This window comes from Acidovorax sp. Root568 (assembly GCF_001427445.1).
Lineage (GTDB): Bacteria > Pseudomonadota > Gammaproteobacteria > Burkholderiales > Burkholderiaceae_C > Acidovorax > Acidovorax delafieldii.
Genome location: NZ_LMGP01000010.1, coordinates 434943 through 454246 on the forward strand (window position 1 = coordinate 434943; position 19304 = coordinate 454246).

At 67.4% G+C, this 19304-nt stretch carries 13 protein-coding genes; 4 read left to right on the forward strand and 9 right to left on the reverse strand.

All coding sequences use genetic code 11. The annotated features are described in order from the left end of the window. The first annotated feature begins 144 nt into the window (after nucleotides 1-144). Nucleotides 145-2046 carry a propionate--CoA ligase gene (locus ASD75_RS08580; protein WP_056744755.1) on the forward strand — a complete coding sequence of 634 codons (1902 nt, stop codon included), beginning with the start codon at nucleotides 145-147 and terminating at the stop codon, nucleotides 2044-2046. A 25-nt stretch (nucleotides 2047-2071) separates the two neighbouring features. Here the strand turns inward: ASD75_RS08580 and ASD75_RS08585 are convergent, their stop codons facing one another. From ASD75_RS08585 to ASD75_RS08605, 5 genes are all read right to left on the reverse strand, one after another. Continuing rightward, nucleotides 2072-2518 (reverse strand): GNAT family N-acetyltransferase, encoded by a 447-nt coding sequence (locus tag ASD75_RS08585; RefSeq protein ID WP_056744757.1) that lies wholly within the window; start codon nucleotides 2516-2518, stop codon nucleotides 2072-2074. 93 nt (nucleotides 2519-2611) lie between these two features. Further along, entirely contained in the window at nucleotides 2612-6433 is a 3822-nt protein-coding gene (locus tag ASD75_RS08590; protein ID WP_056744759.1) for an EAL domain-containing protein, read from the reverse strand. 157 nt (nucleotides 6434-6590) lie between these two features. Then, entirely contained in the window at nucleotides 6591-7517 is a 927-nt protein-coding gene (locus ASD75_RS08595) for a DMT family transporter (RefSeq protein WP_056744761.1), read from the reverse strand. Then, nucleotides 7514-8065: a methylated-DNA--[protein]-cysteine S-methyltransferase gene (locus ASD75_RS08600; protein ID WP_056744763.1), complete on the reverse strand. Its 552-nt coding sequence runs from the start codon at nucleotides 8063-8065 to the stop codon at nucleotides 7514-7516. The genes ASD75_RS08595 and ASD75_RS08600 overlap by 4 nt, the downstream gene beginning before the upstream one ends. A gap of 80 nt (nucleotides 8066-8145) precedes the next feature. Then, nucleotides 8146-9747: a DNA-3-methyladenine glycosylase 2 family protein gene (locus ASD75_RS08605; RefSeq protein WP_235511582.1), complete on the reverse strand. Its 1602-nt coding sequence runs from the start codon at nucleotides 9745-9747 to the stop codon at nucleotides 8146-8148. A gap of 163 nt (nucleotides 9748-9910) precedes the next feature. Between ASD75_RS08605 and ASD75_RS08610 the strand changes: the two genes are divergently transcribed. The 3 genes from ASD75_RS08610 to ASD75_RS08620 are packed head-to-tail and all read left to right on the forward strand — an operon-like array spanning nucleotide 9911 to nucleotide 13469. Beyond that, nucleotides 9911-11299 carry a phosphomannomutase/phosphoglucomutase gene (locus tag ASD75_RS08610; RefSeq protein WP_056744767.1) on the forward strand — a complete coding sequence of 463 codons (1389 nt, stop codon included), beginning with the start codon at nucleotides 9911-9913 and terminating at the stop codon, nucleotides 11297-11299. A 20-nt stretch (nucleotides 11300-11319) separates the two neighbouring features. Then, on the forward strand, nucleotides 11320-12099 hold the full coding sequence (locus ASD75_RS08615; RefSeq protein WP_056744769.1) for a carbon-nitrogen hydrolase family protein: 780 nt from the start codon (nucleotides 11320-11322) through the stop codon (nucleotides 12097-12099). Further along, entirely contained in the window at nucleotides 12096-13469 is a 1374-nt protein-coding gene (locus tag ASD75_RS08620; RefSeq protein WP_056744771.1) for a 3-deoxy-D-manno-octulosonic acid transferase, read from the forward strand. Before ASD75_RS08615 ends, ASD75_RS08620 begins: the two co-directional genes overlap by 4 nt. A gap of 52 nt (nucleotides 13470-13521) precedes the next feature. Here ASD75_RS08620 and ASD75_RS08625 read toward each other — a convergent pair whose 3' ends face one another. From ASD75_RS08625 to ASD75_RS08640, 4 genes are all read right to left on the reverse strand, one after another. Next, the gene (locus ASD75_RS08625) at nucleotides 13522-14856 is read right to left on the reverse strand and encodes a TolC family outer membrane protein (protein WP_056744773.1); all 1335 of its coding nucleotides are present in this window, start codon (nucleotides 14854-14856) and stop codon (nucleotides 13522-13524) included. Between the two features lie 117 nt (nucleotides 14857-14973). After that, nucleotides 14974-15327, reverse strand: coding sequence for a rhodanese-like domain-containing protein (locus tag ASD75_RS08630; protein WP_055401749.1), 354 nt, complete (start codon nucleotides 15325-15327; stop codon nucleotides 14974-14976). Between the two features lie 33 nt (nucleotides 15328-15360). Next, on the reverse strand, nucleotides 15361-16074 hold the full coding sequence (locus ASD75_RS08635; RefSeq protein WP_056744775.1) for a protein-L-isoaspartate O-methyltransferase: 714 nt from the start codon (nucleotides 16072-16074) through the stop codon (nucleotides 15361-15363). 41 nt (nucleotides 16075-16115) lie between these two features. Next, nucleotides 16116-19298, reverse strand: a complete 3183-nt coding sequence (locus ASD75_RS08640) for an efflux RND transporter permease subunit (RefSeq protein WP_056062888.1) — start codon at nucleotides 19296-19298, stop codon at nucleotides 16116-16118. Between the last annotated feature and the right edge of the window lie 6 nt (nucleotides 19299-19304).

Sequence of the window (19304 nt, forward strand, 5' to 3'; positions counted from 1 at the left end):
TCAATATGCCTGCTGCATCTGGAGCCATGGATGACGAGGCAGAGGGTTGGCAGCGTCAGTTTGCCGCAAGCCCGTCATGAATAATTATGAATTCAAAACCTGCTGTCCTGGCAGGGCGAGAGAGATGCCGAGGAGACACCCACAATGACCGCACACAGCACCTACGCCGACTTCTACCGCCAGTCCATCGAGCACCGAGACACCTTCTGGAGCGAGCAGGCGAAGCTGATCGACTGGAAGACGCCCCCGCAGCAGGTGTGCGACTACAGCAACCCGCCGTTTGCGAAATGGTTTGTGGGTGGCACCACCAACCTGTGCCACAACGCGGTAGACCGCCATCTGGCCACGCGCGCCAGCCAGGCCGCGCTGGTGGCGATCTCTACAGAAACCGACACCGAACGCAGCTACAGCTTTGCCGAATTGCATGCCGAGGTGCAGCGCATGGCGGCAGTGCTGCAAGGCCTGGGCGTGAAGAAGGGCGACCGCGTGCTCATCTACATGCCCATGATTGCCGAGGCCGCGTTTGCCATGCTGGCCTGCGTGCGCATTGGCGCTCTGCATTCGGTGGTGTTTGGCGGCTTTGCCTCGGGCTCGCTGGCCTCGCGCATCGAAGATGCCGAGCCGGTGGCCGTGGTCAGCGCCGATGCCGGGTCGCGCGGCGGCAAGGTGGTGCCGTACAAGCCGCTGCTGGACGAGGCCATTGCGTTGTCCAAACACAAGCCCAGCGCCGTGCTGATGGTGAACCGAGGCCTGGCCCCCATGCACCTCCAGGCAGGCCGCGACCACGAATGGGCGCCGCTGCGAGAGCAGCACCTGAACACCGTGGTGCCCTGCGAATGGGTCGAGTCCACCCACCCCAGCTACACGCTGTACACCAGCGGCACCACCGGCAAGCCCAAGGGGGTGCAGCGCGACACCGGCGGCTACACGGTGGCGCTGGCGGCAAGCATGAAGCACATCTTTGACGCCAAGGCGGGCGATGTGTACTTTGCGACCAGCGACATCGGCTGGGTGGTGGGCCACAGCTACATCGTTTACGGCCCGCTGATCGCGGGCATGACCACTATCATGTACGAAGGCCTGCCCACGCGGCCCGATGCGGGCGTGTGGTGGAGCATCGTCGAGAAGTACCAGGTCACGCACATGTTCTCGGCCCCCACGGCGGTGCGGGTGCTCAAGAAGCAGGACCCGGCCTATCTGGCCAAGTACAACGTGAAAAGCCTCAAGGCCCTGTGGCTGGCGGGCGAGCCGCTGGATGAGCCCACGGCCCAGTGGATCAGCGACGCGCTGGCCGTGCCCATCATCGACAACTACTGGCAGACCGAAACCGGCTGGCCCATCCTGACCCTTGCCAACGGCGTGCAGCAGCAGACCACACGCTTCGGCAGCCCCGGCAAAGCCATGTACGGCTATGGCGTGAAGCTGATCGACGAGGCCACGGGCGAAGAACTGACCGGTGCCAACCAGAAGGGTGTGGTAGCCATCGAGGGCCCGCTGCCCCCCGGCTGCATGCAGACGGTGTGGCGCGATGACGCCCGCTTTGTGAACACCTACTGGAAGAGCATCCCCGGCCGCCTCATCTACAGCACGTTTGACTGGGGCATCCGCGATGCCGACGGCTACCACTTCATCCTGGGCCGCACGGACGATGTGATCAACGTGGCCGGCCACCGCCTGGGCACGCGCGAGATCGAGGAGAGCATTGCCTCCCACCCCAACATTGCCGAAGTGGCCGTGGTGGGCGTGGCCGACAGCCTGAAAGGCCAGGTGGCGATGGCGTTTGCCGTGGCGCGTGATGCGTCAGGGCTTACCGATGACGCTGCACGCCTGAAGCTCGAAGGCGAGGTGATGAAGCAGGTGGACCACCAGCTGGGCGCCGTGGCGCGGCCGTCGCGTGTGTACTTTGTGACCGTGCTGCCCAAGACCCGCAGCGGCAAGCTGCTGCGCCGCGCCCTGCAGGCCGTGGCCGAGCGGCGCGACCCGGGCGACCTGACAACGATGGAAGACCCGGCGGCGCTGCAGCAGGTGAAGGACCTGGTGGGCTGAGTTCAGGCCCGCCCGGGCCGGCGGGTCACTGCGGTGGCCTGGCAACAAATGCCTGTTTACCCTGCCGGTCAAACCCCGCCTGCTCGTAAAAGCGCAGGGTGTTTTCGTCCTTGCGGCCCGTCATCAGCATGACCTTGTAGCAGTGCTCTCGCCAGGCATGGGCCAGGGCGTGCTGCAGCTGCGCATGCCCCCAGCCCTGGCCGCGATGGGACGAGTGCGTCACGACGTTCTCGATGACGCCGTAGGGACGGCATGCACGCGTGAGGTTGGGGATGACGGTCAGCGTGCAGGACGAGACCAGCGCACCCTCATCCCACCCACCAAAGTACCGAATGCGTGGGTTGGCGAGCGCCTCGGCCCACACGGTCTGCACCTCGGGTAGTGGGGGCAGCGGGTCGTCTTGCGCGTGCAGGTGGGTGTACAGACTGAGCAGGGGGGCCAGGTCTTCGGCGCTGAGTTCACGGATGTTCAAGGCCAGCCTCCAGGGGGCGAAGAATATGCTTGATTGCTACCAAACTCATAGCTGCTGACGCATACGATACTAGCACCTGGCAAGGTTTTAATGCTACAAAACCGGCCGGTTCCGCTGCCACCCCGCAGGCGGCTGCCAGGTGGGCGTCCAGCCGATGAAATCCTCCAGCGGCATGGGCCGGGCAATGCAGTAGCCCTGCGCCTGCAGGCAGCCAAGCTGCAGCAGCATCTGTCCCTGTTCGACGGTTTCCACCCCTTCGGCGATCACCCGGTAGCCGAACGAGCGTGCCAGGCCGATCACACCCTGCACGATGGCCAGGTCCCCCGGGTCGCCCATCATGCCGTGCACAAAGCTCTGATCGATCTTGAGCGTGTCCATGGGCAGGCGGCGCAGGTAGGTCAGCGACGAATAGCCGGTGCCAAAGTCGTCCAGCGCCACCGTCACGCCCATGGCGCGCAGGGCGTTCAGGGTGTCGGCGACGGCGCTCAGGTCGTACAGGGCGGCGCTTTCCGTGATCTCGATCTCGACCAGGTGCGCGGGCACCCGGGGGTGGCGCGCCAGACAGCCAGCCACCCAGTCGGCAAAGTCTGGTTGCTGCAGGTGCTGGGCAGCAATGTTGATGCTCAGCGGCATGGGCATGCCCCGGTCCTGTAGCTGCTCCAGCACCGTGAGCGCGGCCTCGGCCACCCATTCGCCAAAGCCGATCTCGAGATCGGTGCCCTCCAGCAGCGGCAAAAATTCGCCGGGGGGCACCAGGCCGCGCTCGGGGTGCTGCCAGCGTGAGAGCACTTCGGCGCCCACCACCGTGCCACTGCGCATGTCCACCTTGGGCTGCAGGTACAGCATGAACTGGGCTTGCGCCAGTGCCTCGCGCAGGTAGTGCCCCTGCGCGCGCAGCAGCTGCAGGGCGCGCTCCTGGGCGGCGTCAAACTGGTGGAAGCGGTTGCGCCCCGCCTGCTTGGCGGCATACATGGCCTGGTCGGCATGGCGCAGCAGGGTGTCGGCGTCGGCGTCGTCCTGCGGAAAGATGGTGTAGCCGATGCTGGCCGTGACGACCACGCGCTCGGTGTCCAGCGTGTAGGGGGCCGAAACGCTTTCCATCACGCGTTCCAGCATGCGTTCGCAGTCGCTCACCGAGCCGAGGCCAGGCATGAGGATCACGAACTCGTCGCCACCCAGCCGGGCCACCGTGTCCAGCGGCTGCAGTGCGCGCGTGAGCCGCCCGGCCACCACCACCAGCAGGCGGTCGCCCGCCCCGTGGCCCAGGCGGTCGTTGACGGGCTTGAAGCCGTCCAGGTCGAGGTAGGCCACACCCAGCTGCTTGCCGGTGTCACGGGCCTGGGCCATGCATTCCTGCAGCTTGCGCGCCAGCAACACCCGGTTGGGTAGGCCGGTGAGGGCGTCGTACAGCGCCAGGCGCTGCAGCATGACCTCCTGCTCGCGCTGGGGGGTCACGTCGATGGCCACACCGAGCATGCGGGCCGGGCGGCCTTGCTCGTCAAAGCCCACGATCTTGCCCAGGTTGCGCACCCAGCGCACCGGCTCGTTGGGCTGGTTCAGCCGCCAGGTGGCGTCAAACGGTGTGCCCAGGTGGGCGGTGTGGCGCGACAGCTCGATGGTGATGCGGTCGATGTCGTCCGGCGCAATGGCCGTGGTCCATTGCACGGCCGCTGAGGTGTCGCCGGTCACCGGCAGCCCGCGCATGGCACGCCAGCGGCGGTCGCCCGTGACCAGGCCGGTCTGCAGGTCCCAGTCCCACAGGCCCAGCGATGCGGCGGAGATGGTGAGCGACAGCAGGGCCTCGCGTTCACGCACCTGCACCTCGTTGCGCTTGCGGTCAGTGATGTCGTGCACCGAAAACAACCAGCAGGGCTCGCCATCGAACTCGGTGGCGCGCATGGACTGCAGCACCGTGCGCCGGGGGCCACTGCGCACGTTCAAGGTCACTTCGTAATCGCTGAGGTGGCCGTTCTGGCTGACCTGCTCCATCAGGCGCTGGCGGTCTTCGGCGGTGAAGATGCCCAGCTCCACTGCGGTGCGGCCAATGGCTTCCTCGCGGGGAATGCCCAGCATGTCGACCCAGGCGGGGTTGATGTCCACATAGCGGCCGTCACTGCGGTGCGACAGGCCCATGGGGTAGGGCATGAGATGGAAGATGCGCGAGAAGCGCTCCTCGGACTGGCGCAGGCGCTGCTCGGCACGCTTGGCTTCGTCGATGTCCTGCATCACGCCGCGCACCCTGACCACGCGGCCGTTCTCGATCACCGGCTCGCCCCGGGCGCGCACCCAAAAAAGATGGCCGTCGGCGTGATAGACCTCCATCTCCATGCTCCACTCAGCGCGTGAACGGATGCTCTGGCGGAATTTTTCGCGCAGCGGCTCGCGGTACTGCGGGGCCACATGGCGGTCGATGTAGTCGCTGGGGGGCGGCTGGTTGGGTGACAGGCCGTGGATGTCAAAACAAACGTCCGACCAGTACACCAGGCCGCGGCCACGCTCGTCCTCCCATGCGCCCAGCCGGGCCAGTCGGCCGGCTTGCTGCAGCTGGTTGTAGAGCGCCCGAAGTTCGTCGCTGGTGCGTTGGGCTTCGGTCATGTCGTGGAAAACGAAAACAAAGCAGTTTTCGCCATTCACAAGCACAGAGCGTGCCGACATCAGGCCCGGAACCTGCACCCCCTTGCTTTGCGCGACCAGGGGCAACCGGTCCACCTTGCCTTCTCGCTGATAGGTGTCCAGCAGCCGCTTGCGCTCGTGCTCGTTGGCCCAGATGTGCAGCTCCGACGAGGTGCGGCCCAGGACCTCCTCGCGCGTGAAGCCCAGCAGCTCGCAGAACGCCGGGTTCACATCGATGTAGCGCCCGTCGGTTATGCGGGTGATGCCTGCCGGGTCGGGCAGCGTCTGGTAGAAGGTGGTGTATTTGGCCTCGGCAGACTGAAGGGCCTCCTCGGTCTCGCGGTGGGCGGTGATGTCCACGTCCATGCCGATCAGGCTGGCCGGGCGCCCCTGCGCATCGCGCCGGGCGACGGTGCCGCGGGACATCAGCCAGCGCCACCGCCCCTGGGTGTCCATCACGCGGAACTCGGCCTCGTAGCTTTCCTCCAGCCCGTCCATGGCACGGGCCAGCTTGGCGGCATTGCGTTCAGCGTCCAGCGGGTGGCGCCGGGCGTACCAGCGCTGCCAGAGGTCGGGCGACTGCAAGTCGGCATTGGTAATACCATAGGCCTCGTAAAACCGGCCATCACACAAAAACCGGCGTTCGACCACATCCCATTCCCAGCGGCCGCCGCCCAGGGCATCCAGCGCCAGGCGCAGCTGGTGCTCCTGCTGGCCCAGCGTCTGCTGGATCTCGTTGCGCGCCAGCTCGGCGCGGGCCCGGCTGGCAATCACCAGCCAGCCAATCCCGAGCATCAGCACGCCGGCGCCGTGGTGCCAGTGCATGTTGCTGGTGCCTTCGGGGGCCGCGCTGGTGGCCGTTGTGACCAGCGAAACCACGAGCGGCAGTGTGAGGGTCAGTCCGGCCAGTGGCGCCCAGTCGGGCCAGGCCCAGCGCTGTCCCAGGCGGCGCCACGCCCAGCCGGTAGCCAGCGCGCCGCCCAGAACGGTGGTGGCGGGCCAGACGGCCGAGGTGTCTGTCCAGAGCGCGGCCTGCAAGGCCAGCACGGCGGTGATGGCCGCCGCCGGCACGCCAAAAAACAGCGCCACGAACGCCGTGGCGGTGGGGTAGGCCACGATGTGGAGTTCCGGCGCATTCCAGCGCAGCGCCTCGAAAGCTGCGATGGAGACCAGCCCGCCTGCCACGCCGAGCAGGATCAGGGTGCGCCGGGACGGGTGCAGAGACTCCTGCGGCGACAGCCAGACCGGCACCAGCAGCAGCAGCATGAGGGCAGTGCCCGCCAGCAGCGTGTTGTTACCCATGGTGTTTTCCTTGGGTGGTCTGGTCGCTGAAGCGGGCGGCTGCGGGTCTGGAACGTGGCGGACAAGCCAAAAGAAGGAGCGGGTGCATGTCGCGACCTGTGCCGCATGTGGCCTTGCTCAGAAGGCATGCACCCGATAAAAAAACCATCCGCCAAGTTTAGGCCTGTTCTGAGGTGGGCCGGGCGGGCCGCAGCGTCCTGATAAGTCCGGTTGACAACAAAGTGCCGCACACGATCACCAGCGCGCAGCCCACCATCCACGGCGTGATGGTCTCGCCCAGGAACAGCGTGCCATACAGCACGGCGAACACCGGGGTGATGAAGGTCACGGCCAGCGCGCGGCTGGGGCCCGCGTGCTCGATCAGGCGAAAGTACAGGATGTAGGCAATGCCGGTGCACAGCACGGCAATGGCCAGGATGGCCGCCCAGGCGCGTACACCGGGCATCTGCGCCGGCCACAGCCACAGCGTGGGCAAGGCCAGGCCCAGCGCGGCGCCCAGCTGGCTGCCGGCGGCCGTGGCCAGCGGCGGCAGCCCCGTGAGGTGGCGCCGCGCAAAACTGGCCGACACGCCATAGAACGCCGACGCGAGCAGGCAGGCCGCAATCGCCCAGTGGGCGTGGTCGGTCTTGAACCCGGTGCCGGCAGGTGCGCGCCAGGCCAGCAGGGCCACGCCCACAAAACCCAGGGCCAGCCCCACCCAGCGCAGGCGGTTGATGCGGTCACCCAGCCACATCCAGGCGATCAGCGCACCAAACAGCGGCACCGTGGCGTTGAGGATCGAGGTCAGGCCCGTGGCGATGTGCAGCACCGCCCAGGAAAACAGCGAGAACGGAATCGCCGAATTGATGACCCCCGCAAACAGGATGGGCCGCCAGTGCTGGCGCAGCGCAGGCCAGTGGCCCTGGCGCAGCATGATGGGCCACAGGAACACCGTGGCCAACGCCACCCGCAGGCCGGCGGTGGGCAGGGGACCAAAGTCCGACGCACCCAGGCGCATGAACAGGAACGACGCGCCCCAGAGTGCGGCCAGCAGGATGAATTCGCCTATCCAGGTGGAGACGGGCCGGGTGGCGGGGCTGTTCATGCGGTGGCTTTCATGGGGTGGGCTGCGGCGGCCAAAAGGGGTGCATTCTCCAGCGTCAGCAAAGCCCTCTTGCGATCGAGGCCGCCTGCATAGCCCGTCAGACTGCCGTCGGCACCCAGCACACGGTGGCAGGGCACCACCACGCTCAGCGGGTTGCGACCCACGGCGGCACCCACGGCCCGCACGGCGCTGGGGTTGCCCAGCTGGCGGCCCAGCATGCCGTAGCTGATGGTCTGGCCCCGGCCAATCTGCAGCAGCGCGCGCCACACCGATTGCTGGAATGCCGTGCCCCCCGACAGGTCCAGCGGCAGGTCGAAATGCTGGCGCTGCCCGCCCAGGTATTGCTGCAGCTGGTGGACGGCTTCTTGCAGCACAGGGTGATGGCCCGGCCCCATTGCCCAGGCGTTAGTGCCGTGCAGGTGAGAGGTGGGCTCGTGGCGCTGGCCTTCAAACCAGACGCCCGACAAGCCGGTGGGGGATGCGGCCAGCCGCACGGGCCCCAGCGGGGTGTCGGCCCGTGCCTGCACGGTGAAAGAGTGGAACTGCATGCTGAGAGGTCTTGAAAGAGTGGGAGAGGCCGTTTTGGGTCGAAATTGGCACTATGCGCCAGTGTTTATTGCCTTGTTTGCTACTGTTTTGATAGTTTCTGAGCATCTGTAGGCTGAGCCGCTCCGGCACTGCTGCCACCGGCAGCCCAGGCGCGCAGCACCGCGTAGCTGCGCCAGGGTCGCCAGGCCTGCGAGGCCTCTTGCGCGGCGCGTGCGGGGTTCTTGTGCTGCTGCACCCCCAGCGCCTTGTGCAGCGCTACGTCCCCCGCCGGGAAGGCGTCGGGCCAGCGCAGCACCCGCATGGCGATGTACTGCGCCGTCCAGTCACCAATGCCGGGCAGGGCGCACAGGGCGGCGGTGGTGCTGGGCACGTCGGCGCCCGCGTGCAGGGGCAGGCTGCCGCTGTCCACCGCGCGGGCCAGTGCCACGATGGCCGCTTGACGCTGGCGCACGATGCCCAGCTGGCCCAGCGTGTCGCCATCGGCGCGGGCCAGGGTGGCTGCGGTGGGAAACAGCCGGTGCAGCCCGGGCCAGGGCGTGGCGATCGGTTCACCCAGCCGCTCCACCAGCCGCTGGCCCAGCGTGCGCGCGGCCGCCACGGTGATCTGCTGGCCCAGCACGGCGCGCACGGCCAGCTCAAAGCCGTCAAACGCTCCGGGCACACGCAGGCCATCACCCTCCGGAAAGTGCGGGTGCAGCACGGCGTTGATGGCCGCGGGGTCGGCGTCCAGGTCGAGCATGGCGCGCACGCGGCGGATGACGAGCGGCAGCACGGGGTACAGGCTGTCGCTGGTCTGCAGCAGCACCTGGTGGCGCGCCAGGTCAAAACGGGCACTCAGCCAGCCGGTGGTCTCCTGCGGCAGGCCGGTGCAGGTCCTGGCCAGCCGCACGGTGCGGCGCAGGCCGGGGCCGTCCGCACCATGCACCACGCACTCCACGCCATGGAACTGCCGCTTTTCAAAAAAGGCCAGCAACGCCGCCACGTCCAGTGGCGGGCGCCACGCCAGGCGCACGGCGCTGGTGCGCCCCGCGCCCGATGCGGCGCTGCCACCGCCGTTGCGCCGCAGCTGGGTGGGGTTAAGCCCGTAGTGCCCCACAAAGGCGGCATTGAAGCGGCGCACGCTGGCGAACCCGCTGGCCAGTGCGACCTGCGTCACGGGCATGGCGGTGTCGGTGAGCAGCTGCTTGGCCGTGAGCAACCGCCGTGTCTGCAGATATTGCAGCGGCGAAACGCCCAGGGCCGCCTCAAAAATGCGGCGCAGATGCCGGTCGCTCACGCCCAGTCGCTCGGCCAGGCGGGCCACGGTGGCGCTGCCCTCGCCGGGTGCGGCCGGTGTGGGCCAGAGGTCGGGCGCGTCCAGCAGGCGCACGGCTTGCTGCACCAGAATGCCGCTGGCGTCCTGCACCGACCACACCATCGCCTGGGGGGCCAGCTCCGGCCGGCAGCGCAGGCAGGGGCGAAACCCGGCGCTTTCGGCCTGCGCCGCCAGCGCAAAAAACCGGCAGTTCTCGCGCCGGGGTGTGCGCACGGCGCAGACGGGGCGGCAGTAGATGCCGGTGGAGGTCACTCCGGTGAAAAAATGCCCGTCAAACCGCGCGTCGCGCGCCTGCAGCGCCAGGTAGCGGCCTTCGTCGGATGCCACATCCGTGGCGGTGTACGAGGGGGGGGCGGTCGGGGTCATGGGCCAGATCATAGGAGCCTGGATTCGTACCACTGGCCGTTTTCGGACCTGTGCCTTTGGCAAGGGCAGGGCGCACGCCTGAGGCATCGACTGACAAACACCCCCAGGGCCGCCGCCTACAATGCAGCGGACTTTTCAACCCCATCACGAAAGGCCCCCCTGCGTGCAACCGACCCCCGCCATCTTCAAAGCCTATGACATCCGCGGCATCGTGCCGTCCACCCTGAACGAAGACGTGGCCCTGGGCCTGGGCCGGGCCTTTGGCACCGCAGCACGCGCGGAAGGGCAGACCACCGTGGCGGTGGGGCGGGATGGGCGCCTGTCCGGCCCGGCCATGTCGGCGGCGCTGATCCGGGGGCTGGTGGAGGCGGGCATCGAGGTGATCGACGTGGGCCTGGTCACCACGCCGCTGCTCTACTTTGCGGCCAGCACGCTGTGCTCCAGTGGTATCCAGGTCACCGGCAGCCACAACCCCAAGGACTACAACGGCTTCAAGATGGTGCTGAACGGCCGCGCCATCTATGGTGATGAGATCCAGGGCCTGCGCCGCACCATGGAGCAGGAAAGCTGGCAGCTGGTGGCCGGTGGCTCGGTCCGCCACGTGGATGTGCTGCCCGCATACCGCGAACGCATTGTGGGTGACGTGAAGCTGGCCCGGCCGCTCAAGATCGTGGTGGACTGCGGCAACGGCATTGCTGGCGCGTCGGCCCCGGCCATCTTCCGTGCGCTGGGCTGCGAGGTGATTGAGCTGTTCTCGGAGGTGGACGGCAACTTCCCCAACCACCACCCCGACCCGAGCAAACCTGAAAACCTGCGTGACCTGATCGACGCCCTGAAGGCCAGCGATGCCGAACTGGGCCTGGCCTTTGACGGCGACGGCGACCGCCTGGGCATTGTGACCAAGGACGGCACCAACATCTTCCCCGACCGCCAGATGATGTTGTTTGCGCAAGACGTGCTTTCGCGCGTGCCCGGCGGCGAGATCATCTTTGACGTGAAGTGCACCCAGCGCCTGGCCCCCGCCATTGCAGCGGCCGGTGGCGTGCCGGTGATGTTCAAGACCGGCCACTCGCTGATCAAGGCGCGCATGAAGGAGACGAACTCTCCCCTGGGTGGCGAGATGAGCGGCCACATCTTCTTCAAGGAGCGCTGGTACGGCTTTGACGACGGTACCTATGCCGGCTGCCGCCTGCTGGAGATCCTGAGCCGCAGCAGCGACCCGAGCGCCGTGCTGAACGCGCTGCCCACCAGCTTTTCGACCCCCGAGCTGAACGTGGCCTGTGCCGAGGGCGAGCCGCACCGCCTGACGGCCGAGCTGCAGGCCCTGGCCGCAGAAACCTTTGCCGCGCCCGCCGCCATCAGCAGCATCGACGGCTTGCGCGTGGACTGGCCCGATGGCTTTGGCCTGATCCGCGCCAGCAACACCACCCCCGTGCTGGTGCTGCGCTTTGAGGGCCACACGCCCGAAGCCCTGGCACGCATCGAGGCCGCCATGCTGGCGCTGCTGCACCGGGTCAAGCCCGACGCCCATGTGGGCGCAGCCAGCCACTGATATTGCCTGCCGCACGCCCGATGCTGTCGCTCTCCACCCCCCTGTGTGTCGCTGCCGCCCAGACGCCGTCGGCGCCGGGCGACTTGGAGCGCAACCTGCAAACGCACCTGGCCTGCGTGCGGGCTGCCGCCCACCAGGGCGTGCAACTGCTGCAGTTCCCGGAGCTGTCGCTCATGGGCTACGAGCCCGCGCTCATGGCAGACCATGTACTGACGGCCGACCACCCTGTGCTGCTGGCCTTGCGCCAGGCCGCCCAAAGCCATGGCATGGCCCTGGTGGTGGGTGCTCCGGCTGAGCCTGCGCAGCAGGGCGCATTGCCCGCCATTGGTGCCTGGCTGCTGGGGCCGGACGGCAGCGTAGCGCTGTACCGCAAGCGCCATCTGCACGACAGCGAAGAGCAATTTGCCAGCGTGGGCATGGACGACGCGCAGGTGCAACTGGTGGCCGGCGAGCCCACGGCACTGGCTGTGTGCGCCGACATCACCCATCCCGAGCATGCCCAGGCGGCCCGCGGGGCAGGCGCGGCCCTGTATGCGGCGGGCGTGCTGATCTCTGAAAAGGCCTATGCGGCCGAATCGGCCATGCTGGAAGGCTACGCGCGCGACCACGACATGGCGGTGCTTGCCGCCAACTACAGCGGCACGTCCGGTGGCTACGTGAGTGCGGGGCGCAGCGCCTTCTGGGCGCCCGGTGGCCGCTGTGTGGTGGCGGCGCCCGGTGACGCGCCCTGCATCGTCTGGGCACAGCGCAGCGACAGCGGCTGGGCGGGTGGTGTGCTGAGCCTGTCTGTGCCCGCATGAACGCCGCGCGGGCCCTGTATTCGCTGCTGACCTGGAGCGCGCAGCCGCTGCTGCGCCGCAAGCTGCGCCGCCGTGCAGTAGCCGAGCCGGGTTACGCCTACGCGGTGGGAGAGCGCTTTGGCCGCTACCCGGCACCCATCGACAGCCTGATGCCCCACAGCAGCACCGACCCGCTGGGGCGGTTTGTGTGGGTGCATGCCGTGTCGCTGGGCGAAACCCGGGCCGCCGCCATCTTGCTGGCCCAGTTGCGTGAACAGCTGCCGGGCATGCGCCTGTTGCTCACCCACGGCACCGCCACAGGGCGGGCCGAGGGCGAAAAGCTGCTGCTGCCGGGCGATGTGCAGGTGTGGCAGCCCTGGGACACGCCGGGCGCCGTGGGTCGGTTTTTGCGCAAGTTCCGCCCGGCCATCGGCATCCTGATGGAAACCGAGGTGTGGCCCAACCTGGTGGCGGGCTGCCGGCAGCGGCGCATTCCGCTGGTGCTGGCCAATGCGCGCTTCAACGAGATATCGCTGCGCAAGGCGCAGCGCCTGTCAGCCCTGGCGCGGCCTGCGTATGGCGGATTAACGGCAGTCTGGGCCCAGACGCAGGAAGACGCCACGCGGCTCGCGGCCATGGGCGCGCCGGTGCGTGGTGTGCTGGGCAACCTCAAGTTTGACGTGGTGCCCGACGCACAGCTGCTGGAGCGGGGCCGCGAGTGGCGCGCGCGCACTGGCCGCCCGGTGGTCTTGCTGGCCAGCAGCCGCGAGGGCGAGGAGGCCATGTGGCTGGAGCAGATCCAGAAAATACGGCAAAAATCGCCCCAAGCGCTAGTGGATCAGGCCTTGGCAGCTATCAATAGTGAAGCATCTGGCGACGATTTCCCCCCCGTGCAATGGCTCATCGTGCCGCGCCACCCGCAGCGGTTTGACGAGGTCCACCAGCTGCTGCAGCGGGCCGGCCTGTCGGTGTCGCGCCGCAGCACCTGGGCGGCGGCACCTGCGGCCGCTGACGTGTGGCTGGGGGACTCGATCGGCGAAATGGCGTTGTATTACGGCCTGGCCGATGTGGCTTTGCTGGGCGGGAGCTTCGCCCCACTGGGCGGCCAGAACCTGATCGAGGCCGCTGCCTGCGGTTGCCCCGTGGTGCTGGGCCCGCACACCTTCAACTTTGCCGAGGCAGCCGAACTGGCGTGCGCGGCGGGGGCAGCCCAGCGGGTGCCCGACCTGGCACAAGGAATGGCACAGGCTGCAGCGCTGGCGGGGGACGCCCGCGCCCACGAACAGGCCAGCGAGCGGGCCACCCGGTTCGCGGCCACGCACCGAGGGGCTGCGCAGGCCACGGCGCGTGCGATTGTGGCACTGGTGCAGCCTGAGGGCGGCCTGCACTAGGCCTCAGCAATTCATGCACGGGATGCACCCCGGCGCGGGGTGCAAGGACCCATTACTTGGCCAGCAGTGCGTTGACCGCTTCGATGTCCTGCTGCGACAGCGTGCCTGCCGCCTGGCGCAGCTTGAGCCCGCCCAGCAGCACGTTGTAGCGGGCCTGGGCCAGGTCACGCTTGGTCTGGTAGAGCTGGCTTTGGGCGTTGAGCACGTCGATGTTGATGCGCACACCCACCTGGTAGCCCAGCTTGTTGGCGTCCAGCGCGCTCTGGCTGGAGGCTTCGGCCGCTTCCAGGGCCTGCACCTGGCCCTGGCCGGACTGCACGCCGTAGAACGCCGCGCGCGTGGCCTGGGCCACGTTGCGGCGGGCGGTTTCGAGGTCGGCCTCGGCCTTGGTTTCGAGGGCCAGGGTTTCCTTCACGCGGTTTTGCACGGCAAAGCCTGCAAACAGGGGCAAGTTCAGCGCCACGCCCACGCTGGCGGCATTGCTGCGGGCCGTGACGCCGGGCGAGGTGATGGTGCCGTGCAGGTTGCGCGTGACGTTGTAGCCCGCCTGCAGGTCCACCGTGGGCAGGTGGCCGGTTTCGGCTTTTTTGGTCTCCAGCCGCGCAATGTCCAGCGCAATGGCGGCCTGGCGCACGCCGGGCTGCTGGTCGCGGGCGGTGTCCACCCAGGTGGCAAGGTTGTCCGGCACTACGCCAGGCAGTTGCACCGGCAGTGCCAGGGGCTGCGGCTTGGTGCCGGCGATGCCGACCAGCTGGTCCAGCGCCAGGCGCTTGACGCGCAGATCGTTCTCGGCGGCGATCTCCTGGGCAATCACCAGGTCGTAACGGGCCTGGGCTTCACGCGAATCGGTCACCGTGGTGGTACCGACCTCGAAATTGCGCTTGGCGGCGGCCAGTTGCTCGGACACGGCGGCCTTCTGGGCCTGCACAAAGGTCAGCGTGTCTTGTGCAGCCAGCACGTCGAAGTAGGCCTGGCTCACCCGCACCAGCAGGTCTTGGGTGGCGGCATCCAGCTGGGCCTGGGCCACATCCACGCCGCGTTGGCCTTGTTCCAGCGTGATGCGATTGGCAGGCCGGTACAGCGGCTGGGAGGCATTGACCCCCACGGTCTGTGCCGTACCGGTGTTCTCGATCTTGGGTTTACTCAGCTCCACGTTGGAGCGGGTGAGGCCCCCGGTGAGTGCGGCGGACGGCAGCAGGCCGGCGCGGGCCTGGTCGGCCTTGCGGGCTGCGGCGTCCAGTTGCGCACGCGCCGACTGCCAGGCCGTGTCATAGGTGCGGGCCGATTCCACCAGTTGCAGCAGGCTTTGGGCCTGGGCTGGCGCACACAGCGCTGCGCCCAGCGCCAGGGACAGGATGGACAGGGACAGGGGCCTAAACGGTGTCATTGGGGGTCCTTCGGAAGAGTCTGCGAATCGAATCGGGGTGGGCAGCGGCGGGCAGCACTGGGGCATGGGTGCGGCAAGTGCGGTCCATCAACAACGGTCCATCAACCACAAAGGGCGTCAGTAGCGCGGCACCGCCGGATCGCTTTCGTGCGACCAGGCGTCAATACCGCCGGTGATGTTGGCCAGATGCTCGAACCCGTGGTGCTGCAAGAACGAGGCCACGCGCAGGCTGCGGGCGCCGTGGTGGCATAGGCAGGCAATAGGGCGTTGCGCCTGGCGGGCGGGCTCCAGCTCGGCCAGCCGCGCGGGCAACTCGCCCATGGGGATGGCCACCAGCTCAAACCCGTCGGCGCGCACGCTGGCGGTCTGCAGCTCCCAAGGCTCACGCACGTCCAGCACCAGGGGCTGGCTGCCTTCAGGTGCTGCGGCAAACCAGGCAGACAGCTGGGCGGGGCGGACGTGATCGATCATGCAAAACTCCGAAGGCAACCGAAGGGCAGGGGGTCAGAACGTGAAGCCAGAGGGCTCGGGGAAGTTCACCAGGCGCGGCGCGATGGTGTCCCACGGCGATGTGGTCTCAAAGCGGTCGCCGGTGCGGCGGGTCAGGGTGAAACGCATCACGGGCTCGCCACCCACGATGGCGCCCAGGCGGCCCCCATCGCGCAGCAGGGACAGCAGGTGGCTGGGCACCTCGGCCACGGAGCCGCTGAGCACAATCACGTCAAACGGGCCGTCAGGGATGGCATCGCGGGCTCCATCGGCCTGGCGAACGTCGGCGTTCTGCACGCCCGCGTCGCGCAGGTTCTCGCGGGCCATTTCGGCCAGCTCGGGGTGGATTTCGAGGGACACCACACGCTCGGCGCGGGCGGCCAGCAGGGCGGCCATGTAGCCCGAGCCGGCGCCGATTTCGAGCACACGGTCAGTGGGCAAAATCCGCAGGTCTTGCAGGACGCGCGCTTCCACGCGGGGTTGCAGCATGCTGTGGCCTTTGCGCACGGCTTCTTCAGCGTCGTTGCCCAGCAAGGGCACTTCAATGTCCATGAAGGCCAGGCTGCGGTAGGCAGGGGGGACAAAGTCTTCGCGGCGCACCACGGCCAGCAGGTCCAGCACGTCGGCGTCGAGCACATTCCAGGGGCGGATCTGCTGCTCGATCATGTTGTAGCGGGCCTGGGCGATGGGATCGCTGATGTTGGCGGACGTGTTCAGGGGCAGGTTCATGGGATTTCTCCGTGGGGCAGATGCAAGGCCGATCGGGGCGATCAGGACAAACCTTCGATTTTAGGCGCTGCCGGGGCGCGTCCCATCTTGCGAAGCGCCCACTGGGCCAAGTCGTCCATGTAGCAATACACCACTGGCACCACCACCAGGGTCAAGAGAGAAGAGGTAATGACCCCGCCGATCACGGCCTGGCCCATGGGCGCGCGCTGCTCTGACCCTTCGGACAACGCGAACGCCAATGGCACCATGCCAAAAATCATGGCCAGCGTGGTCATGAGGATGGGGCGCAGCCGCACCCGGGCGGCCAGCAGCAGCGCGTCAGCGCGGGGCAGGCCGGGCACGGTCTGGCCCTGGTCATTCACGTGTTCCTCGCGGGCACGGATCGCAAAGTCCACCAGCAGGATGGCGTTCTTGGTCACCAGCCCCATCAGCATGACCACGCCGATGATGGAGAACATCGACAGCGTGGAGCGGAACATCAGCAGCGCCAGCACCACACCGATCAGCGTGAGTGGCAGCGAGGTCATGAGCGCCAGCGGCTGCAAAAAGCTCTTGAACTGGCTCGCCAGGATCATGTAGATGAAGATGATGGCCATGGCCAGTGCCGAGATGGCATAGCCAAACGATTCGGCCATGTTCTTGGTGGAGCCGCCAAACTGGTAGCGGTAACCCGGCGGGAAGGTCACGGTCTCCAGCGCCTTCTTGATGTCGTTCGACACTTCACCGGCCGAGCGTTGGGACACGTTGGCGTTCACCGCCACTTCGCGGGTCAGGTCGCGGCGGTTGATCTGGTTGGCGCCGGTGGATTCTGTGACGCTGGCGACCTGGTTCAGGCGCACGATGCGGGTCGTACCGTCGGTGGCGGCCAGGGCAAAGGGCAGGCGCTCCAGGTCGGCCGGGGTGGTGCGCGCCTCGGGGGCCAGGCGCACATTCACGTCATAGGTCTGGTCGTCGGGCGCACGCCAGTTGCCCACCGTGGTGCCTGCCACCAGCGTGCGCAGCGAGGCCGCCATGGGCGCCACCGACAGGCCCAGGTCCGACGCCACTTCACGCTTCACATCCAGCGCAATCACGGGCTTGTCAGGCTTGGCGCTGGTGTCAAGGTCCACGAGGCCGGGGATGCCGCGGATCTTCTCGGTGACGATTTTGGTCAGGCGCTCCAGTTCGCGCAGGTCGGGCCCCTGCAGCGAGAACTCCACCTGCTTCTGGCCGCCCACCGCGTCCAGCAGGCCCACATGGGTCACGGTGATGCCGGGCACGGTCTTGAGGCGCTCGCGCAGCACGTCGGACATCTGGTCCACGCTGCGGCTGCGGTCCTTGCGGTCTACCAGCCGCACGTAGATGCTGGCGTACATCTTGCCCTGGGCGTTGCCGGTGTTGATGGTGGCCAGTGTGTAGCGCACTTCGGGCATCTCGCGCAGGATGCCTTCCACCTGCCTGGCCTTGGCCTCGGTGGCCTCGAGCGACGAACCCACGGGGGTGTAGAAATTGAGGGAGGTCTCTGAAAAATCGGCCTTGGGCACAAACTCGGTGCCCAGCAGCGGCACCATGACCACGCTCAGCACGAACACCGCCAGGGCGATGACCATGGTGGCCAGCTTGTGCACCAGCGACCACCGCAGGATGTGCTGATAGCCCTCTGCCAGCGCATCGGTGGCGCGGTCAAACCAGCCGGTGACGCGGCCAATGGTCTTGTCGTAGAAGGTGACGGGCGCCGTCTTTTGGCCGTGCGCATGAATGCTCGGGTCGTGCCAGATGCTCGACAGCATCGGGTCGAGCGTGAAGCTCACAAACATCGAAATCATCACCGCCGCGACGATGGTGATGCCGAACTCGTGGAAAAACTTGCCGATGATCCCGCCCATGAAGCCGATGGGCATGAACACTGCCACGATGGACAGCGTGGTGGCCAGCACCGCCAGGCCGATCTCCTGCGTGCCGTCCATGGCAGCCGCGTAGGCGCCTTTGCCCATCTGCACGTGGCGCACGATGTTCTCGCGCACCACGATGGCGTCGTCGATCAGCAGCCCCACGCACAGGCTCAGTGCCATGAGCGTGATCATGTTGATGGTGAAGCCAAACATGTTCATGAACAGGAACGTGCCGATCAGCGCGATGGGCAGCGTCAACCCGGTGATCACAGTGGAGCGCCAGGAGTTCAGGAACAGAAAGACGATGAGCACCGTGAGGATGGCCCCCTCGATCAGCGTCTGTCGCACATTGTTGACCGCCACGCGGATCGGGCGGGCGCTATCGCCAATGGTTTCGAGCCGCACCCCGGGTGGCAGCTGGTTCTTCAGTTCCACCACGGCGGCGTTCAGGCCATCGACCACCTCAATGGTGTTCTCGCCCTGCGATTTTTGCACCGACAGCAGCAGCGTGCGCTGGCCGTTGTAGAGCGCCAGGCTTTCCACTTCCTGCGCGCCGTCGTTCACGCGGGCCACCTGGTCCAGGCGCACCGGCGCCCCGTTCTTGCGGGCCACGATGATCTTGCCGAAATCCTCGGGCCGCTCCATGCGCGCGTCGATCTGCACCACGCGCTCCTGCGCCAGCGAGCGGATCGCACCCACGGGAAGGTCCTGGTTCTCGTTGCGCACGGCATTGGCCACCTGGTCGGGGGTCACGCCAAAGGCTTCCAGGGCCTGCGGGTTGAGGTAGATGTTGATTTCGCGCTTGGTAGCACCCACCAGGTTCACCGCGCCCACGCCGCGCACGTTTTCCAAGCGCTTCTTCAGGATCTGCTCGGCCCAGGTGGTCAGTTCCACCGCGCTGCGACCCGATTTTTCGTCGGGCAACACGGCCAGCGACCATACGGCGCGGCTGGCGGGGTCAAAACGCAGCACGCGTGGCTCCTTGACCTCGGTGCGCAGCAAGGGGCGCACGGTGGCGACCTTTTCGCGCACATCCTCGGCGGCCTTGCGGCCGTCGATGTGGAGCTGGAACTCGATGATGACAACCGCCGTGCCCTCATAGCTGCGCGAGGTGAGGGCGTTGATGCCCGCAATCGAGTTGACACCTTCCTCGATCTTCTTGGTGACCTCGCTCTCGACGATTTCAGGCGACGCACCGGGGTAGTCCACGGTGACCACCACCACCGGGAAGTCGATGTTGGGAAACTGATCGACCTTGAGGCGCTGGTACGAGAACAGGCCCAGCACGACGATGGCGAGCATCACCATCGTGGCGAACACGGGGTTTTTAAGACTGACTTTGGTGAACCACATGGCGCG

Excerpts from the sequence above, each read along its gene's own strand:
- ASD75_RS08615 (WP_056744769.1), top strand. The coding sequence starts at position 11,320 with ATGCTGTCGCTCTCCACCCCCCTGTGTGTCGCTGCCGCCCAGACGCCG.
- ASD75_RS08620 (WP_056744771.1), top strand. The coding sequence starts at position 12,096 with ATGAACGCCGCGCGGGCCCTGTATTCGCTGCTGACCTGGAGCGCGCAG.
- ASD75_RS08625 (WP_056744773.1), bottom strand. The coding sequence starts at position 14,856 with ATGACACCGTTTAGGCCCCTGTCCCTGTCCATCCTGTCCCTGGCGCTG.
- ASD75_RS08635 (WP_056744775.1), bottom strand. The coding sequence starts at position 16,074 with ATGAACCTGCCCCTGAACACGTCCGCCAACATCAGCGATCCCATCGCC.
- ASD75_RS08590 (WP_056744759.1), bottom strand. The coding sequence starts at position 6,433 with ATGGGTAACAACACGCTGCTGGCGGGCACTGCCCTCATGCTGCTGCTG.
- ASD75_RS08595 (WP_056744761.1), bottom strand. The coding sequence starts at position 7,517 with ATGAACAGCCCCGCCACCCGGCCCGTCTCCACCTGGATAGGCGAATTC.
- ASD75_RS08630 (WP_055401749.1), bottom strand. The coding sequence starts at position 15,327 with ATGATCGATCACGTCCGCCCCGCCCAGCTGTCTGCCTGGTTTGCCGCA.
- ASD75_RS08600 (WP_056744763.1), bottom strand. The coding sequence starts at position 8,065 with ATGCAGTTCCACTCTTTCACCGTGCAGGCACGGGCCGACACCCCGCTG.
- ASD75_RS08580 (WP_056744755.1), top strand. The coding sequence starts at position 145 with ATGACCGCACACAGCACCTACGCCGACTTCTACCGCCAGTCCATCGAG.
- ASD75_RS08640 (WP_056062888.1), bottom strand. The coding sequence starts at position 19,298 with ATGTGGTTCACCAAAGTCAGTCTTAAAAACCCCGTGTTCGCCACGATG.
- ASD75_RS08605 (WP_235511582.1), bottom strand. The coding sequence starts at position 9,747 with ATGACCCCGACCGCCCCCCCCTCGTACACCGCCACGGATGTGGCATCC.